Here is a 21,294-nt window from a genome sequence, read left to right on the forward strand (position 1 = left end):
ATGCTCTCGAAAGCCCTGTTGCGCCTGGGCGCAAGCGCCGCCCGCCATCCCTGGCGGGTGATCGCGGCATGGCTGATCGCCGCCACGCTTGCCGTCCTCGCCGCGATCGCCATCGGCGGGCGGACCGCGGACTCGATGACCGCTCCGGGACTGGACTCCCAACGGGCCGCGCAACTGATCGAGCGGGCCGGCACCGGCCAGGAGGGGATGACCGCCCAAGTGGTCGTCACCCCCCTCGACGACGGTGCGACGTTCTTCGACCCCGGCAGCGCGCGCACCGCTCTCACGCGGCTGCAGACCGAGGTGCGGCGGCTGCCGCACGTGCTCGGCACGAGCGACCCGGCGGGGGCACTCGACGCAGGCGGGGACACCGCCGTGCGCGGCGGCCTTGTCTCGGAGGACGGGCGGATCGCGGTCGTCCGGGTGCAGTACCCCGACCAGAGCCGGCTGTCGGCCGAAGACCTCGACGCCCTCGTCGATCTCGGCGACCGGCTGCGCGCCGAGCTGCCCCTGCGCATCGAGATGGGCGGGAACCTCTTCTACGTCTTCTCCGACCCCGACGGCGGCGCGAGCGAGCTGATCGGCCTCCTCGCTGCGGCCGCGATCCTGTTCCTGGCGTTCGGTTCGCTCGTCGCCGCCGCGCTGCCGATCGGCATGGCGGTCTTCGGGCTGACCGTCGGGGTGGCCACGATGACGGTACTGGCGGGGGTGACGGACGTCCCGACCTTCGCCCCCGTCCTGGGCAGCATGGTCGGGCTCGGAGTGGGCATCGACTACGCGCTGTTCGTGCTCGCCAGGCACCGGGAGTACCTCGCGCGCGGGCTCGATCCCCGCGAGGCGGCGGGGCGGGCGGTGGCCACGGCGGGGAGGCCCGTGGTCTTCGCCGGCGGCACCGTCCTCGTATCGATCCTCGGCCTGGCGGTCGCGAACGTGCCGTTCATGACGGTGGGCGGGCTCGCCGTCTCGATCGTCGTTCTGACCATGGTGGTCGCGTCGGTGACGTTGCTGCCGGCCTTCCTCGGCGCCGCCGGCCCACGCCTGGCCCGGGCCGGCCGGATCGGCCGGGCTCTGCAGACCAGGAAGCTGGGCCGACTCGCACGGCGGCGGGACCCGGCGGCGGGCGCCGCCCCCGCCGCCGGGTGGCGGCGCTGGATCGGGCACGTCAGCCGGCACCCGGTGCCGTACGCGGTCGGCGCGGCGGGGCTGCTGCTGACCGCGACGCTGCCCGTGCTCGGCCTGCGCGTCGGCCTGCCCGACGACGGCTCACTGCCCCACAGCCGTACCGAGCGCCGCGCCTACGACCTCGTCGCCGAGGGGTTCGGCCCGGGGACCAATGGTCCGCTCGTCATCGCCGCGGACCCCGCCGGTGATCCGGGAGTGCTGGACCGACTCGTCGGGGCGGTCGCGGCGGATCCGGGCATCGCATCCGTGGCGCCGACGCATATCGATCGGGCCACCGGCATCGCGACCCTCGTGGTGTTCCCGACCACCAGCCCTCAGGAGAAGGCCACGGCCGACACCATCGCCCGGCTGCGCACCGAGGTGCTGCCCACGGCGATCGGGCACGGCCCGGCCAGGGCCCACGTCGGCGGCGCCGCCGCGAGCCTGTCCGATGTGGGCCAACGCACCAGCGAGCGCCTGCCGGTGTTCGTCGCCGCCGTGCTGGCGCTGTCGTTCCTGCTGCTGATGCTGGTCTTCCGCTCGATACTCGTACCGCTCAAGGCGGTACTGCTGAACCTGCTGAGCATCGGCGCGGCCTACGGCATCATGGTCGCGGTCTTCCAGTGGGGCTGGGGAGGCGCACTCATCGGGCTGGAAGCGACGGTTCCGATCGTGTCGTTCATCCCGATGTTCCTCTTCGCCATCCTGTTCGGCCTGTCGATGGACTACGAGGTGTTCCTCCTCTCCCGCGTACGCGAGGAGTACCTGCGCACCGGCGACAACGGCACGGCGATCGTTGAGGGTGTCTCGGGCACCGCCCGGATCATCACCTCGGCCGCCCTCATCATGGTGGCGGTCTTCCTGTCCTTCGCCGTCGCCGAGGACCCCTCCACCAAGATGTTCGGGCTCGGCCTGGCCACCGCGATCTTCATCGACGCCACGGTCGTACGCATGGTGCTGGTACCGGCGACCATGACACTCCTCGGCCGGGCCAACTGGTGGCTGCCGAGGTGGCTGGACCGGATACTTCCCCGAGGCCCGGTCGGCATCGACGCCGCCGACGACACCGACGTGGAATCCACGGGCGAGGCCCCTCGTCCACGGCTGGTTGACCGTTGACTCAACTCCCTGCCCGCCCTTGGCGTCCGGCACCTCAGCGCGTCACCTACGACGCATATCGAGTCGTGATCACCGAGTGGTCCTGGTGAGGTCTTTGACCCAGATCACCGAGGCGCGCAGGTGGAGACCGGCGAGGTAGCTGCCGGGAGTCTCGTCGTATCGGATGGCGATGCCTCGCCACGCCTTGAGCTTGTTGATCACGCGTTCAAGGAGCAAGCCGTACTGCACACATAGACGACGCTGGGACCGGGAATGTCCCGGTCATCGGGGTGGAGGGCCTGCTTGACGCTGCTGCCGTTGTGTGTCGGCTGCTATTGAGGCGGGCTGACGTCGACGAGGGCGGTGGGGCTCGGTGGGCAACGACGACCGTGAACTCCCCAGAACGGTCTGTGGGAGACGGTGCCGGAACTGCGCCGGGAACTGGTGGTGCGGTTGTTGTCCGAGCTGGTGGCACGGATGGTGACCACATCCGGCGGGGGCGGGGGCTACGGCGATGGTGGCGTCGCCGGCTCCGTGGAACCGGGTTGACGGCAAGATCCAGCCGCGGCATCTCGACCGTCTCGCGGTCGTCTATGTGCGCCAGTCGACTCCGCAGCAGGTCATCGATCACGCGGAGTCGACCAGGCTGCAGTACGGGCTGCGCCAGCGGGCGGTCGAACTGGGCTGGGATGCCTCGCGGGTGCTGGTCATCGATGAGGACCTCGGCCACTCGGCGTCCGGTCTGGTGGCCCGGCCCGGTTTCCAGCGGCTGGTCTCCGAGGTCGGTCTCGATCACGTGGGGCTGGTGCTCGGGGTGGAGATGTCCCGCCTGGCCCGCAGCGGACGCGAGTGGCACCAGCTGCTGGAACTGTGCGCGCTGGCCGGCGCCCTGTTGGCCGACCCGGAAGGCATCCACGACCCGGCCGAGCACAACGACCGCATGCTGCTGGGGCTGAAGGGCACGATCGGCGAGGCCGAGCTGCACCTGATCAAACAGCGGATGTGGAACGGGCGGATCACCAAGGCCCGCCGCGGCGAGCTCGCCGTCCCCCTGCCCATCGGCTATGTCCGGCTTGCGGACGGGCAGGTCGTCGAGGACCCCGACGAGCAGGTGCAAACCCTCGTCCACCTCGTCTTTGACCTGTTCGACGAGCTGGCCACCATCAACGCGGTGCTTCGCTTCCTGGTCGAGAACGGTATCGAGATCGGCGTGCGCGCCCGCTCGGGTGCGGGCAAGGGGCAGCTGGAATGGCGCCGACCGAGCCGGATCGTGATCCAGAACCAAAAGATACTCAACTGGTTCCCGAGGAGAGGTACGAAGACAGCGAGACCCTATCTAGTCTGGGCACCCACCTATGTCTGGCACCAGTAGACCAGTTCGCGAGCGCCAATCCCTTCGATCTGCGCTCGCCTCTCTCCGTTCCTCACTCGTCGGCAAGCTGTCGATCCTCTTCGCAGCCGCCGGCATCTGTGCCTGGATCCTCGGGGCCGTTGTCTGGTTCTTCCGCGGGCATGTCGGTGCGGTGGACGTGCTGATGCGCATCCTCTGCCCGCTGCTGGAAGCCGTGGCGACGGGGCTCGTGTATCTCCATCGCCGACGGGCTACAACAAGGCGAACATGACCACATCACTCGCCCTGAAGTACTCAAAAATCGCCGCGGCCACAAACCTGCGGATCCATGGGTGGCCCGCCGGAACCTCTGGCGGGCCACCCGCTCAGCTCGCAGCGCAACGCACCCAGTCCTGGTGACTCGCAGCTGAGGACAAGGACAGCTCGACCGGTGGTACGGCTTTGCTTCCGCGGCCTACGGGCTGTACGGGGAATACCGCTCGTACCGGGAACAGGGATGGCGACGATGGCTGTGGTGATCGGGAATCTTGGCGGGATCCTGCAATCCTGCGAGACCCGACTGGCCTCCCTGGTGTTCCTCATTTTCGCAAGAGGAGACTGGAAGGAAGCGGCGACAGCGGCCGCTGAGGTCGACAAAGCTGTCGCGGACCTGCTCCTGGCGCGGCCCGGAAAGATTCGCAAGAAGGACGCGGACGGCGTATGGGGCCCGGCTTCGGACGGGCTGGCCCTTCGCTCCTGGCTGTGGTTCGTGATCGCAGCCCTGCTGGCGGTTGGAACCCTCCTGCTGGGCCCGAGCCGTTCGGACGCCGAGTGGTACGTGCGGATCGCGATGTCCCTGGTACCTGCCCTGCCCAGTGCGCTGTTCGTATCACGGGAGATCGGCCACGTGCTGACCCGGCGTGCTCTCGGAGCCGGGCGGGCTGGACGGAACAGGCTGGTCTGGATCAGCCGCTGGCTCAGCCCTGGCGCTGTTCTCGTCCTCGCAGGAGGAATGTGGGTGCTCTGGATGATGGTCTTCGTGATCTAGAGCCACCACCCAATGGTGCGGCGGCGCCGACCATCTGGCGCCCCGCATCCGGAGGTCGGCTCATCTCGAGGGCATCCACGTCCACGGCGCACGGTCCATCCGACCGTGACGGGCCCGCAGTGGGCGCAGAGGGCCAGCGCGCGGCGCAGCCGCGTCGACTCCAGCCAACCGCGGTCCGAAGCGCGTGCAGCGCGCCATACCCGCGCCGGTGCTCAACCGCCAGCGACAACTCGACCAAGATCTTCACCGGACCGTCCGCGCACAACACCGCGTCCGTGAGCTCGAACAGTGCGTCCTGGCGGGCCTAGAGGCATTCGTAGAACTCGACCCGAAGGCGGGACAGGATGTCCAATGCGTCGCTTGCGAGCGCGTCGACCGGGAGGCTCATACGCAGCGGCCTGTCTCTCGTGCTCCGTGACCGGACACCTCGACGCGTGAAGAACGGCCGCCTGGCTTTATTCACGAGTTGTGCTTCTGGCTCAGGTTTTGTTCTTGTGGCGGGTGACTCTCTGTCATTGCTCGACATCGAACAGCGGGATGGACGGTGATGGCGGAGCAAGGACTGTGCGAAGGCGGTTGAGGTTGGCTCGCCACTGCTTCCAATCTTCCGGATCAACCCAGTTCGAGGCTGGCCCGGCCTCGTCGCTGATGATGCGAGCGAGGGCCTTGTCCGCGAGCGTCCGGAGATCGTCAGGGAAGGCGGGCATGGGTTCTTCAGGGCCGTAAGGTGTATCGACTGGCTCGCCGCCAGGGCATTGCGCCGCAATCAGTGCGGCTGTGGCCACCGCTTCTTCTCCTTCGGTGACCCAGCCGGTGGCGTCGACGGTGCGCGTGAGGACGCCACGGATCAGTGCCTCGCGTTCCCCGGGTTTGGCGTCGTCGAGAGCGTTGGCGAAGTCCGCGGCCGTGTCGTTGTCGAAGGGGCCAGTGTCCCAGGTGCCCATGTTGATCTCCTCGTGTAGTTGCGCCCGGATCAGGACGGGTGCGCAGCCGCTCGCGCAGGGCGCGGGAGCGTTTTCTCTCCCACCTGTCAACGGCCACTTCGTTCTCCCCAGACGTCACCCACCGCTGGGGCTGCTGTCAAAACGGGCTCAGCCGCTGAGCCATCCCGGGGTTGGTGGTGCATGGGTGGTCATGGTGTGATCCCTTCCGGCAGTTGGGTCGATGCGGTGGCGCAGGTCGTGCAGCGGCCCTCGGCGTCGGGGTGGGCGCGCCGCGGGGCGGGGCCGGGGCAGGTGCGGCACCGCGGCCAGTCCAGACGCGCTGGGCAGAGGCCTTTGCCGGGAGCGGCCCCGGGAACTCCGCAGTCGGCGCATTCGACGAGAGCCTGGTGGGTTAGGGCCTCGCTCACCGTGCGGACGGCGGACGCCGTGGACGACCGCCCGGTCACCGGCCACGCGGGCGGCTCGTCCTGAAGGACGTCGCCACGCTGTTGCCGGCTGGCCACAGTGGCGGGCGGCGAGTAGGCCTGAGCAGCCCGCAGGCGGGCGTTTCGATGATCGCGCCGACCGTTGCGATCGATGCGGTGCCTGATGCCGCCGCCCCTCGCGCGGACGGCAACTGCTGCCGCGGGCAGCCCGATGTGGCCACGAACACGATCGCAGCCGGCCCTCCGGTCACCGTGCCTTCCCTGGGTCCGGCGCCGTGATCAGGCTGAGGTCTTCGACTGCGACTCGCCGCCCTGGGTGCGCAGTTGCTCGTTGATGCGCTGCGCTTCCTCCAGCTGGTCTTCGAGGATGATGATGCGGCAGGCGGCCTCTATGGGGGTGCCCTGATCGACGAGTTCGCGGGCGCGGGCTGCGATGCGCAGCTGATAGCGGGAGTAGCGGCGGTGGCCGCCTTGTGAGCGCAAGGGGGTGATCAGACGGTGTTCGCCGAGGGAACGCAGGAAGGCGGGCGTGGTGCCGAGCATCTCTGCGGCCCGGCCCATGGTGTAGGCGGGGTAGTCATCGTCGTCGAGGTTGTCGGCAGGACGGGAACCGGCAGGGAGCATAGACCTCTTCTTTCAGGGACGCGTCGGGGGGCCCGGCTGCCGTACCGGCACCCGGGCCCCGAGCTTTCAACACCATCTACCGGCTGACTGCGCCGGCCTTCTGTGACCGCAGGTTCCGCCTGGGAGGGCGGGGCTGCGGGGATCGCGAATGCGTGACCGGGGACCACCTTCCAATCCGGGGCCTGCGGTACCCGGGCGAACTTCTTCCTCGCCCGGGCGATCCTGATGGCGTTCCGCTCCTTACCTTCGGTTACTCGGTTGTACAGCTGGATACCGCGGCTGCTGCTCACGGCCCTGGCTGCGTCTTGCTTGACCTGGTTGCACGGCAATTCGTGTCTGCCGTGCCCTCATCGACTTCCTGGGTACGAGAAGAGAGTAACCCCATGGCGATCCAATGTCTACTGTCGTCATGGCAGGTTTTCTCCATTGCCAGCGGACGAGCTTCTGCCGCAGATGCACCCGAAAAAGTGCCGCCCCGGGTTGAGGCCGACAGCCCCGCCGGTATCGATCGTGCCCGTGAAGTCTCCCGGGAGGCACACCTCCGCCGGTTGGACGCCCTCCTGGCCCCCGCTCCCCCGCCCGCCGGACGCGCCGCCCCGCCCACCGCCGGTCGCTGCGATCGACGGGATGGCCGGCATCGGCAAGACGGCGCCGGCGGTGCACTGGGCACACCGGGCGGCCCACTGGTACCCCGACGGCAGCTGTACCCTCGGCTGGCAGCCGGCCTGTGCCTTGACCAGGTTCTTCGCCTATTACGGCCACTGGCACGGCTCGATCGAGGCGCTCACCGGCCGCACTGCGGGCACCCCGACGCCTGGCAGATCCACTCGAGGAGGCGCCGCTCACAACCTCCTGAGCTGCGCGTACATCAGACCGAGCCGTTTCGCCGAGCCGGATGTCCGCCTGCGCGACGCCCTGCGGTTGTACCGCGCGGCCGATGACATCGCCGGCGAGGCGCACCCACCGCCGGCATGCTTGGCTGCTGGAGCGTCAGGTGCCGCGACGGCCGGGCGCACCGAATTTTGGGATTGAGTCCACAGACCGACCACGGGCCACTGCCGAGGTCGGCGCCGGTCGCGACGTACGCCTTCTCGGCACGTGCGGTGTCACCGGAGATACTTCTGCGCCTCCCATGCAGTCACGTGACGTCCGCAAGGGGTTGATCCACTTCAACGCTACCGCCCCGATGAGGACTCATGCTCGCAGACGTCGACTCCCCGATCGCCGCTCTCCTGAGACGAAGACTCCGTAAAACCCTCATCCCTAGCGGATTTCAGGGACATGGCCCCCTTTGCGATGCCGCCCCGCGGTCCGCCGGCGGGAGGCAATCTCGAACAACGGATGAGGGAGCACTGGTCTTTTGAGATTCCGGATCAACCGCTTACGCACCGCATTGGCACATCCGTCTCCGGGGCACCCGGCGCCCACTCCTGTGGTACACATCGTGGAGCTTGAGGTGGTCGAGGCACCCCTGTCGGCCCACGAGCAAGACGTCATACGCGCCTCGATCTCGGTGATCGAGCCGTTCACCGCGGAAATGACGGTCTAATTGCCCGGTTGCCGACGTCATGGTCAGTGCTGCCGAGCAGGACGAGGCGGTTCGGCCCGCCGTGTGGCCCGCCACGGTCGAACACCGTGTGCCGCGGAGGCACGGCATTGTCGAAATCAATCTGCGTCCCACATGCCCTACGAATACACCGCCGGACAGTACGTGAGCGTCGAGACCCCCTGGTGGCCGAAGCGGTGGCACCGCTGCTCCCCCGCCAACGCGCCTCGTGAGGACGGCATTCTCGCCGTCCACGTGCGCACGGTGGCCGGCGCCTCCATGAGAACCACGCTGGTGCACCGGGCCTCGGTGGACGACGTGATCCGACTGGGGCTCCGCTGGGAGGCATGGTTCTGTACGCCGCCACAGCGACCTGCGGTGGGTGGCGGGCGGTACCGGTCTCGCCGCGATCCGCGCGCTCGCGCTGAGTCAACACCCGTTCGAGACGCTCGTCCTGTCCTCTCCCTGAGCCAAGCGCTTGCCAGTCCTCCCAGGAGAGCACACCGTGACCTTGCCCCCGCCGCCCTTCGGATCAGCAGGTGAACACCGGCTGCAGCAGCTGGGCACCGCCGACCGCGCCGCCCGCTTCTACGATCAACAGGTTCGCCCCTGCCTCACACCCGAAAATGCGGGAGTTCATCAGCCACCGGTCAATGGTCTTCCTGGCCACCGCCGACTCCCATGGAGAATGTGATGCCAGCTTCCGCGCCGGGCCGCCGGGATTTGTCCACGTGATCGACGACCACACGCTGACGTACCCCGAATTCCGCGGCAACGGTGTACTCGCCAGCGCCGGAAACATGACGGAGAACCCCCACCTCGGCATGCTCTTCGTGGACTTCACGCACCATCACGTGGGGCTTCACGTCAACGGCACAGCCCGGCTCTACACCGACACGGACCTACGCTCCAGTCATCCCGACCTGCCCAGCGACTTCCCCCCTGGGCGAAGCCCTGAGATATGGGTCCAAATGAGCGTCGAGTAGGCCTACATCCACTGCTCCAAGTACATACGCCGTCTGGAACCAGCCCATTACCTTCCTCGTAGAGCCCGGTTCGGGTTCGTGGCCTTCGGGGCCGGTATGACTCATTGCCCCTGTCCTTGATGATCCGGGGGGTGCTGTCGCCGGTCCCGGCGGCGCCGGCCGGCCCCAGCCCTGACGAACACGCTTCACGTGCCCAGTGGCTGCGAAGTCGGCGGAAGCCGTGCAGCCAGGAGACCATACGCTCGATCGTTTAGCGGAAGATGCCAAGGCCGGACCCGTGTGGCTGGCCTCGCTCCGCGATCACGGAGTAGCGGTGGGCCGGCCGCCGGCGTGGTCTGCCGACTCGGCCCGCCACAACCGGGATCTTGCCCAAGGAGAACCGAAGCTTCTTTCACAGCCCGACGTGCAACTGGTCCCAGACGCCGGACTCGTTCCACTCGGCGGGCCGCCGCCGGCAGGTCGTGGAAGGCGCTCCCCTGTGCACTGTGCGGCGCCACGAAAAGAGTTCGAATTCTCGCGACGGACGTCACCCGTCTCCACGTAGAGCAGACGAAAGCCCGACCCGTACCGCCACACACCATCACCCGCCCTTCGTCCGACTCCGAACCCCGAGGTACTTGTGGCTCTCCTCTCCGTACTCCATCGTCACCGCCACCCGCGGTCACGGGGGCGCGTCGTCGTCGGGTTGCTGGCGCTCATCGCCGGCACCCTGCCGAGCATGTCCGCCGACGCCGCCACTCCGGCCTCCGGAACGGTCAGCGACACAACGCCCGCGACCACGTGGCGCGCCGGTCCCTTCGCAGTCCCCAACGTCTCCGGCACGACCGGGACGGTGAGCTGCGGAGACCCGCAACTCTGCGACGACTACGTCCTGAAGGTGTCGGTGCCCGTGGGCTACGACGCCGGTCACAGCCTGCGCATCGACGTCAAGTGGCCCAATACCGCAGCGGACTTCGACCTGTACGTCCTCGACTCGGACGGCCACGAGGTGGCCGCCGCCGCCTCCACCAGCGACCCCGAGACCGTGCTGCTCCCGGCGGTGACGGCGTCGTACACCGTGCGCGTGGTGCCGTACGCACCGCTCGGCGACAGCTTCAGCGGCACCGCCACCCTGGTCGCCAACCCGGACGATCCGCCGCCGAGTACAGCCGTCCCGCCGACGTACGCCAACTCCTCGGCCCCCGACAGCATCACGCACGCACACGACGCCGGTGAACCCTCGATCGGCGTCGACCGCGCCACGGGCGCCGCGATGTTCCAGGCCTATACCTCGACACTCAAGGTCACCTACGACAGCGCCGGCACCGCCACCTGGCAGGACAAGAGCGCGAGCACGGCCAACGGCTGCCCCCAGGGCAGCACCACCAGCCTTGACCCGATCCTGTTCACCGACCCGGCCACTCACCGCACCTTCGAGTCGCAGCTGGCCGGAAAGACCGCCCTTACCTGCTACACCGACGACGACGGCGAAACGTGGACCCCGACGGGGGGCTCGGGCATCAACTCTGGTGTCGACCACCAGACCATCGGCGGCGGCTCCTTCGCCCCAGGCGGTCCGGGCCCTGTCACGTCGTACCAGAACGCCGTGTACTACTGCTCCCAGGACATCGCCGACGCCTCCTGCGCGGTCAGCCGGGACGGCGGTGTGACGTACGGGCCGGCCGTTCCGATGTATTCACTGCTGGACTGCGGCGGCCTGCACGGGCACGTGAAGGTCGCCCCGGACGGCACGGTGTACGTGCCCAACAAGGGCTGCGGCGGCAACCAGGCCGTGGCCGTCTCCGAGGACAACGGACTTACCTGGAGCGTCCGCGAGAACCCCTCCAGCACGCCCGGTGACTCCGACCCGAGCGTGGGGATCGGGGCCGGCGGGACCGTCTACATGGGCTACCAGAACAGTGACGGCACGGCACGAATTGCCGTCAGCCACGACAAGGGAAGGACGTGGCTGTACGACCAGAACGTCGGTGTGTCCCTCGGTATCAGGAACGTCGTCTTCCCGGCCGTGACCGCAGGCGACGACAACCGCGCCGCCTTCGCCTTCCTCGGCACCACCACCGGTGGCAACTACCAGGACACGGAAAACTTCAAGGGTGTCTGGCACCTGTACGTGGCCACCACCTACGACGGCGGACAGTCCTGGGTCACCGTCGACGCCACCCCCACCGACCCGGTCCAGAAGGGGTCGATCTGCACGGGCGGCACCTCCTGCGGCAAGGACCGCAATCTCCTCGACTTCAACGACGTAACCATCGACGCCCGGGGCCGTGTGCTCGCCGCCTACTCCGACGGCTGCACTGGAGCCTGCGCCACCGGCGGCGCCCAGAACTACGACGCGCTGGCCTCCATCGCCCGCCAGTCCTCCGGCAACACGCTGTACGGCGCGTACGACGCCGTAGCCGCCGGCAAGCACAAAAAGCCCGGAGGAGGTCAGTAGGTGAAGTCCTTTCGTCTGGCTGCCGTTCTGTTCGGCGCCGTTCTCGGCCTGGCGGGCGTCACCGGATGCTCGGCGACGAACGAGCACACAGAGCCCTCGGCTGCGACGCCCCACCTGGCCGGGCAGGCGACCGGTCCATCGGGCGGGAAAACGGCCGACGCCACGCCCGGCGGCTGCCCAACCACCGTCTCACTGCCCCTACCCAAGGACTTCCCGGCGAACCTGCCGGTGCCCGACGGCGCGATCGTGACCTCGGTGGAACATCGCACCCACTACCGGCTCGTCGTCGACGCGGTGGTACGGGACGGCTTCGACTCTGTCCTCGCCTTCCTGCAGGAGCAGCTCCCCAAGGCCGGATACGCCCTGAAGGACGGCGAGGTGGAGGAGGACGACGCGGAGTCGAACTTCACCTCCGCGACGGTCGGCGGCCGCTGGACCCTACGGAAGATGCCTGACTGCGAGGGAGGGGTGTATCTGACGTACCTGACGTCTCCCGCCTCCTGAGCTCGGCCGGACCGAGGTCTCCTGGTGACCGCATGGAAGTATGAGCGGCCACTGCCGGGGCGGACCGCCCTGCCTCGACGTCGCCCAGCGAGTGGCCTCCCCGCACTGAAGGACACCGGACGCGGAGAGAACTCGGCAAACCAGCCTGCCCAGGACGTGCGGGCCACGCGACTGGGCACGCGTGCCGGCATCAGGACTCACTCCTGCTGATTCGAAAATCCGCCGTCCCGTTTCCGTAGCCGCTGATCAGGCGGCGTCTTCCGTCTGCTGGAGAGTGACCTGGTAGCCGAGTTGGTTGAGCTGGCTCACCAGCCGTCGGGTCTGCCTGGCACGGCCGGTGCGTTCGAGGAAGTACTGGCCTCCGAGGTCGGCGTATGCGGTGTCGCGGGTGAACATGTGCCAGACGGAGACGAGGATCGAGTGTTCCAGGGCGACCAGGGCTCGCTTCTTGCCGCGGCGGGCGATGAGCCGGCGGTAGCGGGCGGCGAGGTAGGTGTCCTTGGTCCGTGACGCGGCGATGGCGGCCTGGCCCAGGGCGGCCTTGAGCCAGGGATCGCCGTGGCGGGTCTTGCCGGGGCCGCGTCTGCCGCCGGATTCGTTGTTGCCGGGGCACACCCCGGCCCAGGAGGCCAGGTCGCCCGCGGTGGGGAAGCGGGCGATGTCGTCGCCGATCTCGGCGAGGATCACCTCGGCGGCCCGCGTGTTCACGCCGGGGATGGTCACCAGGAGTTCGATGCGGCGGCGAAAGGGCGCGATCTGTGCGTCGATCCGCGCATCCAGCCGTTTCTCCATCGCGGTGCAGGCGTCGATACGCTCCAGCATGGCCCGGGCCAAGAACGCGTGATGGGCGGTGAAGTGGCCGGTCAGGGCCTCGATCAGGGCGTCCGTCTTGCGTCGCATGATGCCTTTGGCCAGGTCCGCGAGCACCTGCGGGTCGCGTTCGCCGGCGATGAGGGCCTCCAGCATCGCCCGGCCGGATACGCCCAGGATGTCGGCGACCGCGGCGGACAGTTTGATCCCGGCGTCCTCCAGGAGCTTCTCCAGGCGCTGGGCCTCCCGGGTGCGTTCGCGGATCACCTCGGTGCGATACCGGGTCAGATCCCGCAGCTGCCGGATCGGCTCGGGCGGCACGAACGAGGGCCGCACCAGGCCGTGCTCGACCAGGCGGGCGATCCACTCGGAATCCTTCACGTCGGTCTTGCGGCCCGGGACCGCCTTCATGTGGCGGGCGTTGAGCAGCCAGCACTCCATCTCATGTTCCAGCAGGTAGAACACCGGTTTCCAGTACACGCCGGTGGCCTCCATGCCGACCACGGTGATCTGCTCGGCCAGCAGCCAGTCCCGCATCGCCAAAAGGCCCGAGGTCACCGAGGAGAAGGTGCGGGTCTCGCTGCGGCGCCGCTTGCCGGTGCCCGGCACCCTGATCGTCACCTTCACGTCCGCCTTGCTGATGTCGATCCCCCCGCAGCGTTCGTGGATCACGTCCATCTGCCCGGTACCCCCTCCCTTGATCGGCCGCGAGTGCGCGGTCGTCCGGCGGGGGCCCGGCAGGCGGAAGAAGCTGATTCGCGTGCTCGCAGCAACACATCGGGGTGCCTGTCGATGGACCCCCAGCGTCCTACTCAGTCACAGGCTCGGAACGCACCAAGCAGAAACGACGTCCGCCGGACGGCCACAGACCGATTTTCGCGCCCACAGGGTGTCGCCGACAGGCGACCGGACTACTCAGTCTTCAGGAACGGTCACATGCCGGCATCGTCTTGCACCGCCGGTTGCCTGGCCTGAGTGACGCCGACGTGATCGGGCGAGGATGGTGTGAAGGCGACGTTCAGTCGGGTGAGCCCGCGGAAGTTGAGGCTGCGCTGCCACTGCGGCGTGGAGTCCTCGAGCCGCAGGCCGGGAAGGCGGGTAAGCAGTGCTTCCAGGGCGATCGCGCCTTCGAGCCGGGCCAGTGCCGCGCCGAGGCAGAAGTGCGGTCCATAACCGAAGGCGACGTGCCGCCCGCCTGGACGGTGGAAGTCCAGCATGTGGGGTTCAGGGAACACAGCCGGATCCCGGTTGGCGGCACCACACACCAGGAGCACCACCTGCCCGGCGGCGATGGTGCGGCCCGCCAGGTCCAGCTCATGCCGCGCCCGGCGCAGCATGAGCTGGACCGGGCTGTCGTAGCGCAGGAGTTCCTCGACTGCGGCGGGCATCAGGTCGGGCCGGCGGCGTAGCTGGTCGGCAGCGTGCGGGTGGCGGAGCAGGGCCAGCGCGGCATTGCCGATGAAGTGGGTGGTGGTCTCGTGTCCCGCGATCAGCAACAGGGCGCAGTTGGCGAGGAGTTCGTCGAAGTCCTGGTCCGTGCTGTGCGCCTTCGTGGTCAGGAGTGCGCGCAGGGTGTGGGGAGCGGGCGGGGTGTCGTGGCGGGTGAGGAGGTCGCGGAGGTAGGCGAGCATGTGTGCCATGCTCTGCGAGGCGGCACGGCTCTGGTCGGCGTCGAGCCGCGAACTGCCGATTGCCGCCGCTACGGGGTCGGACCAGGAAGCGAGAGTGGGCCGGTCTCGTTCCGGCACATCGAGGAGGTCGCAGATGATCGTCAGGGGCAGGGGGCGGGCCAGGTCCGCCACGACATCCATCTGACCGGTCGGTGCCGCCCGCGTGATGATCTGCCCGACAGCCTCGGAGATCCGGCTGCGGAGCTTCACCACGGCCCGGGACGTGAAGGCCCTGCTGAGAAGGGCACGCAGCCGGGAGTGGTCCGGAGCGTCGCTGTAGAGCATCTGCCGACTCAGGGTCCGGGCCAGTGGCCGAAGTTCCTCGGAAACTGCATCAATGTCGGGATAGCGCACGGAGGACAGCCGCGTATCCCCGGCGGCATTGCTGACCACCGCGTGGCCAGTCGCGACCCAGGCGTCCAGACGGCGGTCCCAGAAGAGGTCGTCGGTGCTCCGCAGTTCCTCGTAGAACTCGTACAGACGTGCTTGGACGCGAGGCCGGCCGGCCAGCAGCAGAGATGCGGGAGTGTGCATCGCCACACGCTAGCTCCGGATGAATGCACATGTGCTTGGACTTTGAGTTTCTGTCCAACTGATGGATCATGGCGACTTTCGTGCCACTGTTGGTGGCCGCGGGTCGTTGGGCGTGCACGGCCGCATCGTGTCAATCGTGCTGCCCGCCGAGCAGCAGCGGCGCCACCGATCGTGCGAACTCCTCGAATCGACGCGGCTCATGGCCGGTCAACTCCCGAACGGTTTTGGTGGTGGACGAGTTCACTCCGGCCCGCAGCGCTCCAAAGAGGGCCACCACCTGCTCCGCGAGCCATGGCGGCAGGCCCGCCTGCGCCAGTCCGGCGAGGGCCGCCTCGTCCGGTACGTCAATGTACTCGACGGATCGGCCCAGGACGCTCGACAGGCGCCGCGCGACCTCGGCGTAGGTGATCGCTTCCGGGCCGGTGAGCTGGTACGTCCGGTCGTCGTGTCCGGTGGTGGTCAGCACCGCGGCGGCGGCCGAGGCTACGTCACGCGGATCGACCATCGCGATCGGAGCGTCTCCGGCTGGGAGGAAGAACCGACCGGTCTGCGCGATGGCCGGGGCCGAGCCGATGAGGTTCGACATCAGATGGCCGGCCTGCAGCACCACTCCCGAGATCCCGGAGCGCCTCAGGTGCTCCTCGATCCGGCCGTGCTGGTCGAAGATGACCGTCGGTGAACCGGCCTGCGCCCCGACCGTCGACAGGAAGACCACTTGCGCCAACCCCGCGGCCGCCGCGGCGTCGATCGCCTCTGTCCCGTACTCGACCTGCCGGAGGTCGTTCGGGCAGATCAGGAACACCCGGTCAACGCCGTCAAACGCGCGGCGGACCGTCGACAGCTGGGCGAAATCCCCCACTGCCAGCTCGGTCTCACTCCCGAGGTCAGCGGCCGCCTTGTCCGGATCCCGGACGAAGGCGCGCACATGAACGCCACGATCACGCAGCTCCCTCACAGCCCTCGAACCGACATTCCCTGTCGCCCCAGTTACCAGTACTGCCATCGCTTCGTCCACCACTCCCGAGATCACAGACCAGGCACCTAAAGTAACCGACTGGTGACGACGAGTTGCCGTGCACCACCTCCGCGACGCGCCTGGAGGGCAGCTGTGCCAGTCCGGACGAACGTCTCCCGTCCCGAGGTCACCGAGGTCACCGAGGTCACCGAGGCGATCCTCGACGCCGAAAACGGACCTGGAGACCGGTAGGCGTCTGGCTCGGCCTCCTCACCGGCCTCGCCGCCGCCACCGCCCTGCTCCTGCCCCTGCTCCTGCTCCTGCTCCTGCTGCGCCGCTACCACCAGGCCCTGTCCCTGTGCGCGTCCGCGCAACCGGCCGTCGCCTGAAGCACACGCTTGCCAACCCCGCGCCTCCGAAGGGCCTGTACGGTCTTCGCACGCGGCCGTGCCGCACGGCGACCACAGCGACTACGTGCACGACGGTCACCGCCCCGCCGCCCACGGGGAACCACTGGGACGACCACTGACACCCCCACCGGCCGACCACCGGCAGCACGGCCACCACGGCAGCACTGCAAGCAATTGCCATCTGGCACTACCGCCGCCCGGCTGACGCCGGGCGGCCGTCGCCGTTCCCGCGCGAGTCATCGAACCGCGCCGAGTCTTCCCGGCCGACGCCTCCCCGACTCCAACAATTAGTAATGGGATCCATTTTCATGTAACTTCTTCCTCGCCCACCCGAGGAGGAGAACCATGGCCGTCCCCAAGCGGAAGATGTCCCGCAGCAACACCCGCCACCGCCGCGCCCAGTGGAAGACCGCCACGCCGACGCTGGTGCCGGTCACGGTCGACGGCGTGCGTCACCTCGTACCGCAGCACCTGGTCAGGGCCTACGAGCGCGGGCTGCTGCGCCCCGAGGGCTGAGGGGAACGGGCATGGCGCACGACCGGCTGCCGGTGACCGTTCTGTCCGGCTTCCTCGGTGCAGGAAAGACCACGCTGCTCAACCACGTGCTCGGCAATCGTGAGGGACTGCGCGTCGCGGTCATCGTCAACGACATGAGCGAGGTCAACATCGACGCGGCGCTGGTGCGCGGCGGTGAGGCGGCGCTGTCGCGCACCGAAGAGCGCCTGGTCGAGATGACCAACGGGTGCATCTGCTGCACGCTGCGCGACGACCTGCTCGTGGAAGTGGATCGACTGGCCCGGGAGGGGCGGTTCGACTACCTGCTCATCGAGTCCAGCGGCATTTCCGAGCCCATGCCGGTCGCGGCCACCTTCGCCTTCGCCCGCGACGACGGCGTCACCCTTGGCGGTCTCGCCCGCCTGGACACCATGGTCACGGTCGTCGACGCCGCCAATTTCCTGCCCGAACTGGCGAGCGGCGACGAGCTCGCCGAGCGCGGCCTCGACCAGTACGAGGACGACGAACGCACCGTCAGCGACCTGCTGATGGACCAGATCGAGTTCGCCGACGTCATCGTCCTCAACAAGCTCGACCTGGTCGGCAACGACGCCGCCGAGCGACTGCGAGCGACGCTCACCCGCCTCAACCCGGTGGCCCGGATCGTGCCCGCCGCCCACGGACGCGTGAGGCTCGAGGATGTACTCGGCACCCGCCTGTTCGACTTGGAGCGCGCGCAGCAGGCCCCCGGCTGGGTCATGGAGCTCAATGGCGACCATGTCCCGGAGACGGAGGAGTACGGCATCTCCTCCACCGTCTTCCGTTCCGAACTGCCTTTCCATCCCGGGCGTTTGTGGCGGTTCGTGACCAAGGAGATGGACAGCGGCGCTTACGGCCAGGTACTGCGCTCCAAGGGCTTCTTCACTCTGGCCAACCGCCCGCAGGTGACGGGGCTGTGGTCGCAGGCCGGCTCCGTCGCCCGTTTCGAGCCCTCCGCCGCCCGCGACACCGACAGCCCGGCAGGCCAGGAGCTGGTCTTCATCGGCACGCACCTGCATGCCGATGCGCTCCACGCCGCGCTCACCGACTGCCTGCTGGCGGACGGCGAGGGCATGCCGACGGTCGATCCGTTCCCCGCCTGGGACACCTACGGCATCGACGACACCTGCGACCACCAACACCCCGAACTCGTGGCGCGGCCCTGAGGCTCCGGGCCGGGCGGTGGACGCAGCCACGGCACCGTCCGACCCGGTACATCCCGTCCAAACGGACATCGAATCGCGTGGCTGTCATGACAGAGTACGGTGTACGGCTGGGCACAGCGTCTCTGATCAGCTAAGCGATCCCATGCGAACGGCAGGGTTCGGCGTGGGTTCTGCCCACTTGGGCGGGGTAGCGTGAGCGTGGAGATGGAATCCCGCGCCGAGTGCTGCTCCGCGTGGCCGGTGGCCGGTGGTGGGTGTGCTGATCGCGGTCATGCCCTGGTGCCGGTGGGCTGCGCGGGGCAGCCGGGTCCGGTCCGTTGGTGCGTGTCCCTCCGGACGCTTTCCGGCCGGGCCCGAGGGCCGGGCCGGGGAGGGAATCCCGCGTCGCCTGGGCGCGGGACGGTTGGAACGCGGCCGGGTAGGGCCGGTCTTGGACCGGTCTTTCCGGCTGGTCTTCGGTGTGGCCGTGATGACCGCCCTGGCTTCGAGCTTGTCCACGACCTTGCGGATCACCATGGCGCCGCTGGTCTTGTCCACGACGGTCTTGGTCTGGTGGGTGAGCCCACGCGCGACGATCCGCCGCCATGCGCCCTGGTCACGGTCGTCCTGCCATCGGCAGGACGGGCAGATGGCCCACTTCCAGCCCGGGATGGTGGGCCGGTCAGGGGACTTGCGGCGTCGCAGCGGGGTGAGGCAGTGCGGACAGTGCTTGGAGGTGTTCGCCGGCGGCACGGTCACCACGGCAACGCCGGCCTCGGCGGCGAGGTGCCGCATACGGTCGGCGATCTGCCCGCGCACGGTCTGGGACATGCGGGTGTTCTGGGTGCGGCCCATGCCGCCCGCTTCCATCGACCGCAGGTCTTCCAGGTAGATGACCGTGGCTTGGGCGGCAACGGCCTGGTCCACCGCCCATCGGGCAGCGGCCCAGGCCAACGCGTCGTTGAGGTGGGAGCGGCGCTGCGAGACGCGTCGGATCTCCTCCGTCAGCACGGCCTGTTTGCCGTCCAGGGCCGGGTCGGCGAGACGGGCGTAGTGGTCAGTCTTGGCGTGCAGCTGCTCGGACTGCTTCCGCAGGCGGTACTGCTTGGCCAGCACACCGGAGGCACGGAACTGCGCCCCGGTACCGATGGCGGTGATCGTGCCGTCCGGGCGGAGCCGGGCCGCACCGGCGGACAAAAGGGTGTTCAGTCCCCAGTCCACACCCAACGCCACGGTGTGGCCGGAGCGCTGGGCCTTGGGCACGGGGTGGGTGTAGGCGAGATCGGCTCGTACCTTCCCGCCGACGATGCGCAGGGTCGGCAAGTGCAGGACGGCGTGCGCGGGAACAGTCGGGGGCAGCTTGATCGTGCAGGCGACCCACGACCAGTGCGCGTACTTCTGCGGGCCGGGCCGGGTGGGAAGCTGCAACCGCAGCACTACCTTCGTCGGCTCGGTCACGGACCGCTCGATCGACGCTTGCTGCCCGTCACAGGCGGAGAGAAGAACCATCCGCGCCACGCGGGGCGCGCCCTCCAGCTCGAACACGTCCACCGGGAGACGCCCGTTCTTCCGCAGATACGCGGCGATCTGACGGGTGCGGGAACGGATCACGCTGGACAGCAGGAACTCACCGCCAGGTATCGCGGCCCGCACCGTTTCCCACTCACCCTCGGTGCGCTTCTTCGGATCGACGGGCCAGGTGGCCAGAATTCCTGCGACTACATCGGCGCGCCACTTCACCGACCGCAGAGCGCGCCCGGCCTGTTCCTGAACGGCACGGACGATCCGGTCATTGACCTTCACGCCCTCGGGCGCGGCAGTGGTCCAGCCGAGGCGGCGCAGTGCCATCCACGCGTTCGACGGAAGCTTGCGTCCCCCGGTGTCCACTCCGGCGGCCAGAGTGTTCACGTCGGCGGTGTTCCAGTGCTCGCCGAGCAGCAAGGCGGTCATGCCAGCTGCCAGGCCGGTGCACCAGCCCACGCGTTCGGCCAGCACGGCATCGGTGAGGACTTCGCCGGTCTTCTCATCCACCCCGGCATGGACCAGGGTGCGGGCGCAGGCGGTGCGGGAGGTCTCGCCCTCGGTAGGCGGCAGCTTCCGGCTCACCGGGCGCGGCCCTCTTCGCTGCACTGCCCCGACTCCGCCAGCAGACGGCGACGGTTGTCCGCACTGCGCATCCCGTACAGCCGCCCGGCGAACGTCGTCACCAGCGAGACGAAGTCTTCGAGGAGTTCGTCCCGGCCGCCGAGCTTCTTCGGGTGCAGCACCTCCACGGTGACGCCGTACACGGCGAACAGCCGCTTCAGCCAGCCCACACCAAACCGCGCGAGCCGGTCCTCATGCGTCACCCGCACCACGGTCACCGAGCCGTCCGCGACCATCGCGATCACCCGTTCAAGCCGGGCCGGTTCTCCTTCAGACCGGAACCGCGATCCTTGACGACCTTGACGACTGTCCCCGTCGAGGTTGCCCGCAACTCCTGCTCCTGAGCGTCCAGCGAGGACTCCTGCCCCGACGAGCCCGACACCCGCGCGAGGGCGCCGGCGGTGATGGCGACGACCGCCTCGAATGACGTTGTAGTTGATCGTGGCCGCCACCAGCAGCCGTATGCGCCCGGCGAGGACGTCGCGGCGGGCGGGTGAGGGCCCGAGGGAATAGCGGCCATCAGCAGCACCCCTTGTCGTCGGCGTCGACGCACGTGCGGTCGGTCCACGGCCACCACGGCGGTGCGCAGGTCGTCCGCGCGCGTCCGAGGCGTTCGTCGGCGAGTTCGTAGCGGGTGCGGCGGCCGTCGGGCTCGGTGACGACCAGTCCGCAGCCCCTCAGGCACGCCAGGTGGTTCGACAGGCGGGTACGGGAGACGCCGAGGGCGTCGGCGAGGTCTGCCGCATAGGCGGGAGCCTGGCGCAGGGCGAGCAGGATCCGGCAGCGGATCGGTGGGCAGCAGGGCCGCCGCGGCAGCGAGGGCGCGCAGCAGAGCACCGGGGCGAGGCAAGTACGTGGCTCGCGACGGCTTCGACAAGGACTAGTAAATGAAAATGATTATCGCTAGCGTGTGGGGAGCAAAGCCCGGCCCCTCCCAACCGAGGGTTGTGCGGGCTGCACTGACGCCTGAACCGCTGCACGAAAAGGG

18 protein-coding genes and 4 pseudogenes are annotated in these 21,294 nt (G+C 68.8%); 9 read left to right on the top strand and 13 right to left on the bottom strand.

Annotated features, from left to right (window positions below; translation table 11 throughout):
- Nucleotides 1-2,280, top strand: coding sequence for an MMPL family transporter (locus tag ABZO29_RS00725; RefSeq protein WP_367318171.1), 2,280 nt, complete (start codon nt 1-3; stop codon nt 2,278-2,280).
- 69 nt (nt 2,281-2,349) lie between these two features.
- Here the strand turns inward: ABZO29_RS00725 and ABZO29_RS00730 are convergent, their stop codons facing one another.
- Nucleotides 2,350-2,481 (bottom strand): hypothetical protein, encoded by a 132-nt coding sequence (locus ABZO29_RS00730; protein WP_367326416.1) that lies wholly within the window; start codon nt 2,479-2,481, stop codon nt 2,350-2,352.
- A 292-nt stretch (nt 2,482-2,773) separates the two neighbouring features.
- On the opposite strand from ABZO29_RS00730, the gene ABZO29_RS00735 reads away from it, so the two are divergent.
- Entirely contained in the window at nt 2,774-3,631 is an 858-nt protein-coding gene (locus ABZO29_RS00735; protein WP_367318172.1) for a recombinase family protein, read from the top strand.
- A gap of 52 nt (nt 3,632-3,683) precedes the next feature.
- Here ABZO29_RS00735 and ABZO29_RS00740 read toward each other — a convergent pair whose 3' ends face one another.
- Complete coding sequence (locus ABZO29_RS00740; protein ID WP_367318173.1) at nt 3,684-3,851, bottom strand: hypothetical protein; 168 nt, start codon at nt 3,849-3,851, stop codon at nt 3,684-3,686.
- 264 nt (nt 3,852-4,115) lie between these two features.
- Here ABZO29_RS00740 and ABZO29_RS00745 point away from each other — a divergent pair, with 264 nt between their 5' ends.
- Nucleotides 4,116-4,637, top strand: coding sequence for a hypothetical protein (locus ABZO29_RS00745; RefSeq protein ID WP_367318174.1), 522 nt, complete (start codon nt 4,116-4,118; stop codon nt 4,635-4,637).
- A 181-nt stretch (nt 4,638-4,818) separates the two neighbouring features.
- On the opposite strand, the pseudogene ABZO29_RS00750 reads toward ABZO29_RS00745, so the two are convergent.
- From ABZO29_RS00750 to ABZO29_RS00760, 3 genes and pseudogenes are all read right to left on the bottom strand, one after another.
- Nucleotides 4,819-5,025, bottom strand: a pseudogene (locus tag ABZO29_RS00750) (transposase); the annotation flags it as partial.
- A 124-nt stretch (nt 5,026-5,149) separates the two neighbouring features.
- Nucleotides 5,150-5,581: a DUF4259 domain-containing protein gene (locus ABZO29_RS00755; RefSeq protein ID WP_367318175.1), complete on the bottom strand. Its 432-nt coding sequence runs from the start codon at nt 5,579-5,581 to the stop codon at nt 5,150-5,152.
- A 704-nt stretch (nt 5,582-6,285) separates the two neighbouring features.
- A complete protein-coding gene (locus tag ABZO29_RS00760) occupies nt 6,286-6,630 on the bottom strand; it encodes a MerR family transcriptional regulator (RefSeq protein WP_367318176.1) in 345 nt (114 codons plus the stop codon).
- A gap of 627 nt (nt 6,631-7,257) precedes the next feature.
- Between ABZO29_RS00760 and ABZO29_RS00765 the strand changes: the two genes are divergently transcribed.
- The 4 genes and pseudogenes from ABZO29_RS00765 to ABZO29_RS00780 all read left to right on the top strand — a co-directional run bounded on the left by ABZO29_RS00765 (nt 7,258) and on the right by ABZO29_RS00780 (nt 12,103).
- Nucleotides 7,258-7,662 carry a hypothetical protein gene (locus tag ABZO29_RS00765; protein WP_367318177.1) on the top strand — a complete coding sequence of 135 codons (405 nt, stop codon included), beginning with the start codon at nt 7,258-7,260 and terminating at the stop codon, nt 7,660-7,662.
- A gap of 1,019 nt (nt 7,663-8,681) precedes the next feature.
- A pseudogene (locus ABZO29_RS00770) lies at nt 8,682-9,159 on the top strand (pyridoxamine 5'-phosphate oxidase family protein); the annotation flags it as partial.
- A 721-nt stretch (nt 9,160-9,880) separates the two neighbouring features.
- Nucleotides 9,881-11,599: a sialidase family protein gene (locus ABZO29_RS00775; RefSeq protein WP_367318178.1), complete on the top strand. Its 1,719-nt coding sequence runs from the start codon at nt 9,881-9,883 to the stop codon at nt 11,597-11,599.
- Nucleotides 11,600-12,103 carry a hypothetical protein gene (locus tag ABZO29_RS00780; RefSeq protein ID WP_367318179.1) on the top strand — a complete coding sequence of 168 codons (504 nt, stop codon included), beginning with the start codon at nt 11,600-11,602 and terminating at the stop codon, nt 12,101-12,103. It abuts the gene before it with no gap.
- Between the two features lie 246 nt (nt 12,104-12,349).
- Here ABZO29_RS00780 and ABZO29_RS00785 read toward each other — a convergent pair whose 3' ends face one another.
- From ABZO29_RS00785 to ABZO29_RS00795, 3 genes are all read right to left on the bottom strand, one after another.
- Entirely contained in the window at nt 12,350-13,591 is a 1,242-nt protein-coding gene (locus ABZO29_RS00785) for an IS110 family transposase (protein ID WP_367318180.1), read from the bottom strand.
- 254 nt (nt 13,592-13,845) lie between these two features.
- On the bottom strand, nt 13,846-15,117 hold the full coding sequence (locus tag ABZO29_RS00790; protein WP_367318181.1) for a cytochrome P450: 1,272 nt from the start codon (nt 15,115-15,117) through the stop codon (nt 13,846-13,848).
- Between the two features lie 130 nt (nt 15,118-15,247).
- Nucleotides 15,248-16,120: an NmrA family NAD(P)-binding protein gene (locus ABZO29_RS00795; protein WP_367318182.1), complete on the bottom strand. Its 873-nt coding sequence runs from the start codon at nt 16,118-16,120 to the stop codon at nt 15,248-15,250.
- A gap of 707 nt (nt 16,121-16,827) precedes the next feature.
- On the opposite strand from ABZO29_RS00795, the gene rpmF reads away from it, so the two are divergent.
- Nucleotides 16,828-16,998 carry a 50S ribosomal protein L32 gene (gene rpmF / locus ABZO29_RS00800; RefSeq protein ID WP_367318183.1) on the top strand — a complete coding sequence of 57 codons (171 nt, stop codon included), beginning with the start codon at nt 16,828-16,830 and terminating at the stop codon, nt 16,996-16,998.
- An 11-nt stretch (nt 16,999-17,009) separates the two neighbouring features.
- Complete coding sequence (locus ABZO29_RS00805) at nt 17,010-18,182, top strand: GTP-binding protein (protein ID WP_367318184.1); 1,173 nt, start codon at nt 17,010-17,012, stop codon at nt 18,180-18,182.
- 126 nt (nt 18,183-18,308) lie between these two features.
- On the opposite strand, the gene ABZO29_RS00810 is transcribed toward ABZO29_RS00805, so the two are convergent.
- From ABZO29_RS00810 to ABZO29_RS00830, 5 genes and pseudogenes are all read right to left on the bottom strand, one after another.
- Entirely contained in the window at nt 18,309-20,267 is a 1,959-nt protein-coding gene (locus tag ABZO29_RS00810) for a zinc ribbon domain-containing protein (RefSeq protein ID WP_367318185.1), read from the bottom strand.
- Nucleotides 20,264-20,551, bottom strand: coding sequence for a hypothetical protein (locus ABZO29_RS00815; RefSeq protein ID WP_367318186.1), 288 nt, complete (start codon nt 20,549-20,551; stop codon nt 20,264-20,266). Before ABZO29_RS00815 ends, ABZO29_RS00810 begins: the two co-directional genes overlap by 4 nt.
- Complete coding sequence (locus tag ABZO29_RS00820) at nt 20,548-20,688, bottom strand: recombinase family protein (RefSeq protein WP_367326015.1); 141 nt, start codon at nt 20,686-20,688, stop codon at nt 20,548-20,550. Before ABZO29_RS00820 ends, ABZO29_RS00815 begins: the two co-directional genes overlap by 4 nt.
- A gap of 3 nt (nt 20,689-20,691) precedes the next feature.
- Nucleotides 20,692-20,815: pseudogene (locus ABZO29_RS00825) on the bottom strand (cation transporter); the annotation flags it as partial.
- Nucleotides 20,816-20,825: 10 nt separating this feature from the next.
- Nucleotides 20,826-21,143 (bottom strand): annotated as a pseudogene (locus ABZO29_RS00830) (ArsR/SmtB family transcription factor).
- Between the last annotated feature and the right edge of the window lie 151 nt (nt 21,144-21,294).

This window comes from Streptomyces sp. HUAS ZL42 (assembly GCF_040782645.1).
GTDB lineage: Bacteria > Actinomycetota > Actinomycetes > Streptomycetales > Streptomycetaceae > Streptomyces.

Coding starts and splice junctions, on each gene's coding strand:
- ABZO29_RS00790 (WP_367318181.1), bottom strand. CDS start 15,117: ATGCACACTCCCGCATCTCTGCTGCTGGCCGGCCGGCCTCGCGTCCAA.
- ABZO29_RS00765 (WP_367318177.1), top strand. CDS start 7,258: ATGGCCGGCATCGGCAAGACGGCGCCGGCGGTGCACTGGGCACACCGG.
- rpmF (WP_367318183.1), top strand. CDS start 16,828: ATGGCCGTCCCCAAGCGGAAGATGTCCCGCAGCAACACCCGCCACCGC.
- ABZO29_RS00805 (WP_367318184.1), top strand. CDS start 17,010: ATGGCGCACGACCGGCTGCCGGTGACCGTTCTGTCCGGCTTCCTCGGT.
- ABZO29_RS00740 (WP_367318173.1), bottom strand. CDS start 3,851: ATGGAGATACACGAGCCCCGTCGCCACGGCTTCCAGCAGCGGGCAGAG.
- ABZO29_RS00785 (WP_367318180.1), bottom strand. CDS start 13,591: ATGGACGTGATCCACGAACGCTGCGGGGGGATCGACATCAGCAAGGCG.
- ABZO29_RS00735 (WP_367318172.1), top strand. CDS start 2,774: ATGGTGGCGTCGCCGGCTCCGTGGAACCGGGTTGACGGCAAGATCCAG.
- ABZO29_RS00755 (WP_367318175.1), bottom strand. CDS start 5,581: ATGGGCACCTGGGACACTGGCCCCTTCGACAACGACACGGCCGCGGAC.
- ABZO29_RS00745 (WP_367318174.1), top strand. CDS start 4,116: ATGGCTGTGGTGATCGGGAATCTTGGCGGGATCCTGCAATCCTGCGAG.
- ABZO29_RS00725 (WP_367318171.1), top strand. CDS start 1: ATGCTCTCGAAAGCCCTGTTGCGCCTGGGCGCAAGCGCCGCCCGCCAT.
- ABZO29_RS00775 (WP_367318178.1), top strand. CDS start 9,881: ATGTCCGCCGACGCCGCCACTCCGGCCTCCGGAACGGTCAGCGACACA.
- ABZO29_RS00795 (WP_367318182.1), bottom strand. CDS start 16,120: ATGGCAGTACTGGTAACTGGGGCGACAGGGAATGTCGGTTCGAGGGCT.
- ABZO29_RS00760 (WP_367318176.1), bottom strand. CDS start 6,630: ATGCTCCCTGCCGGTTCCCGTCCTGCCGACAACCTCGACGACGATGAC.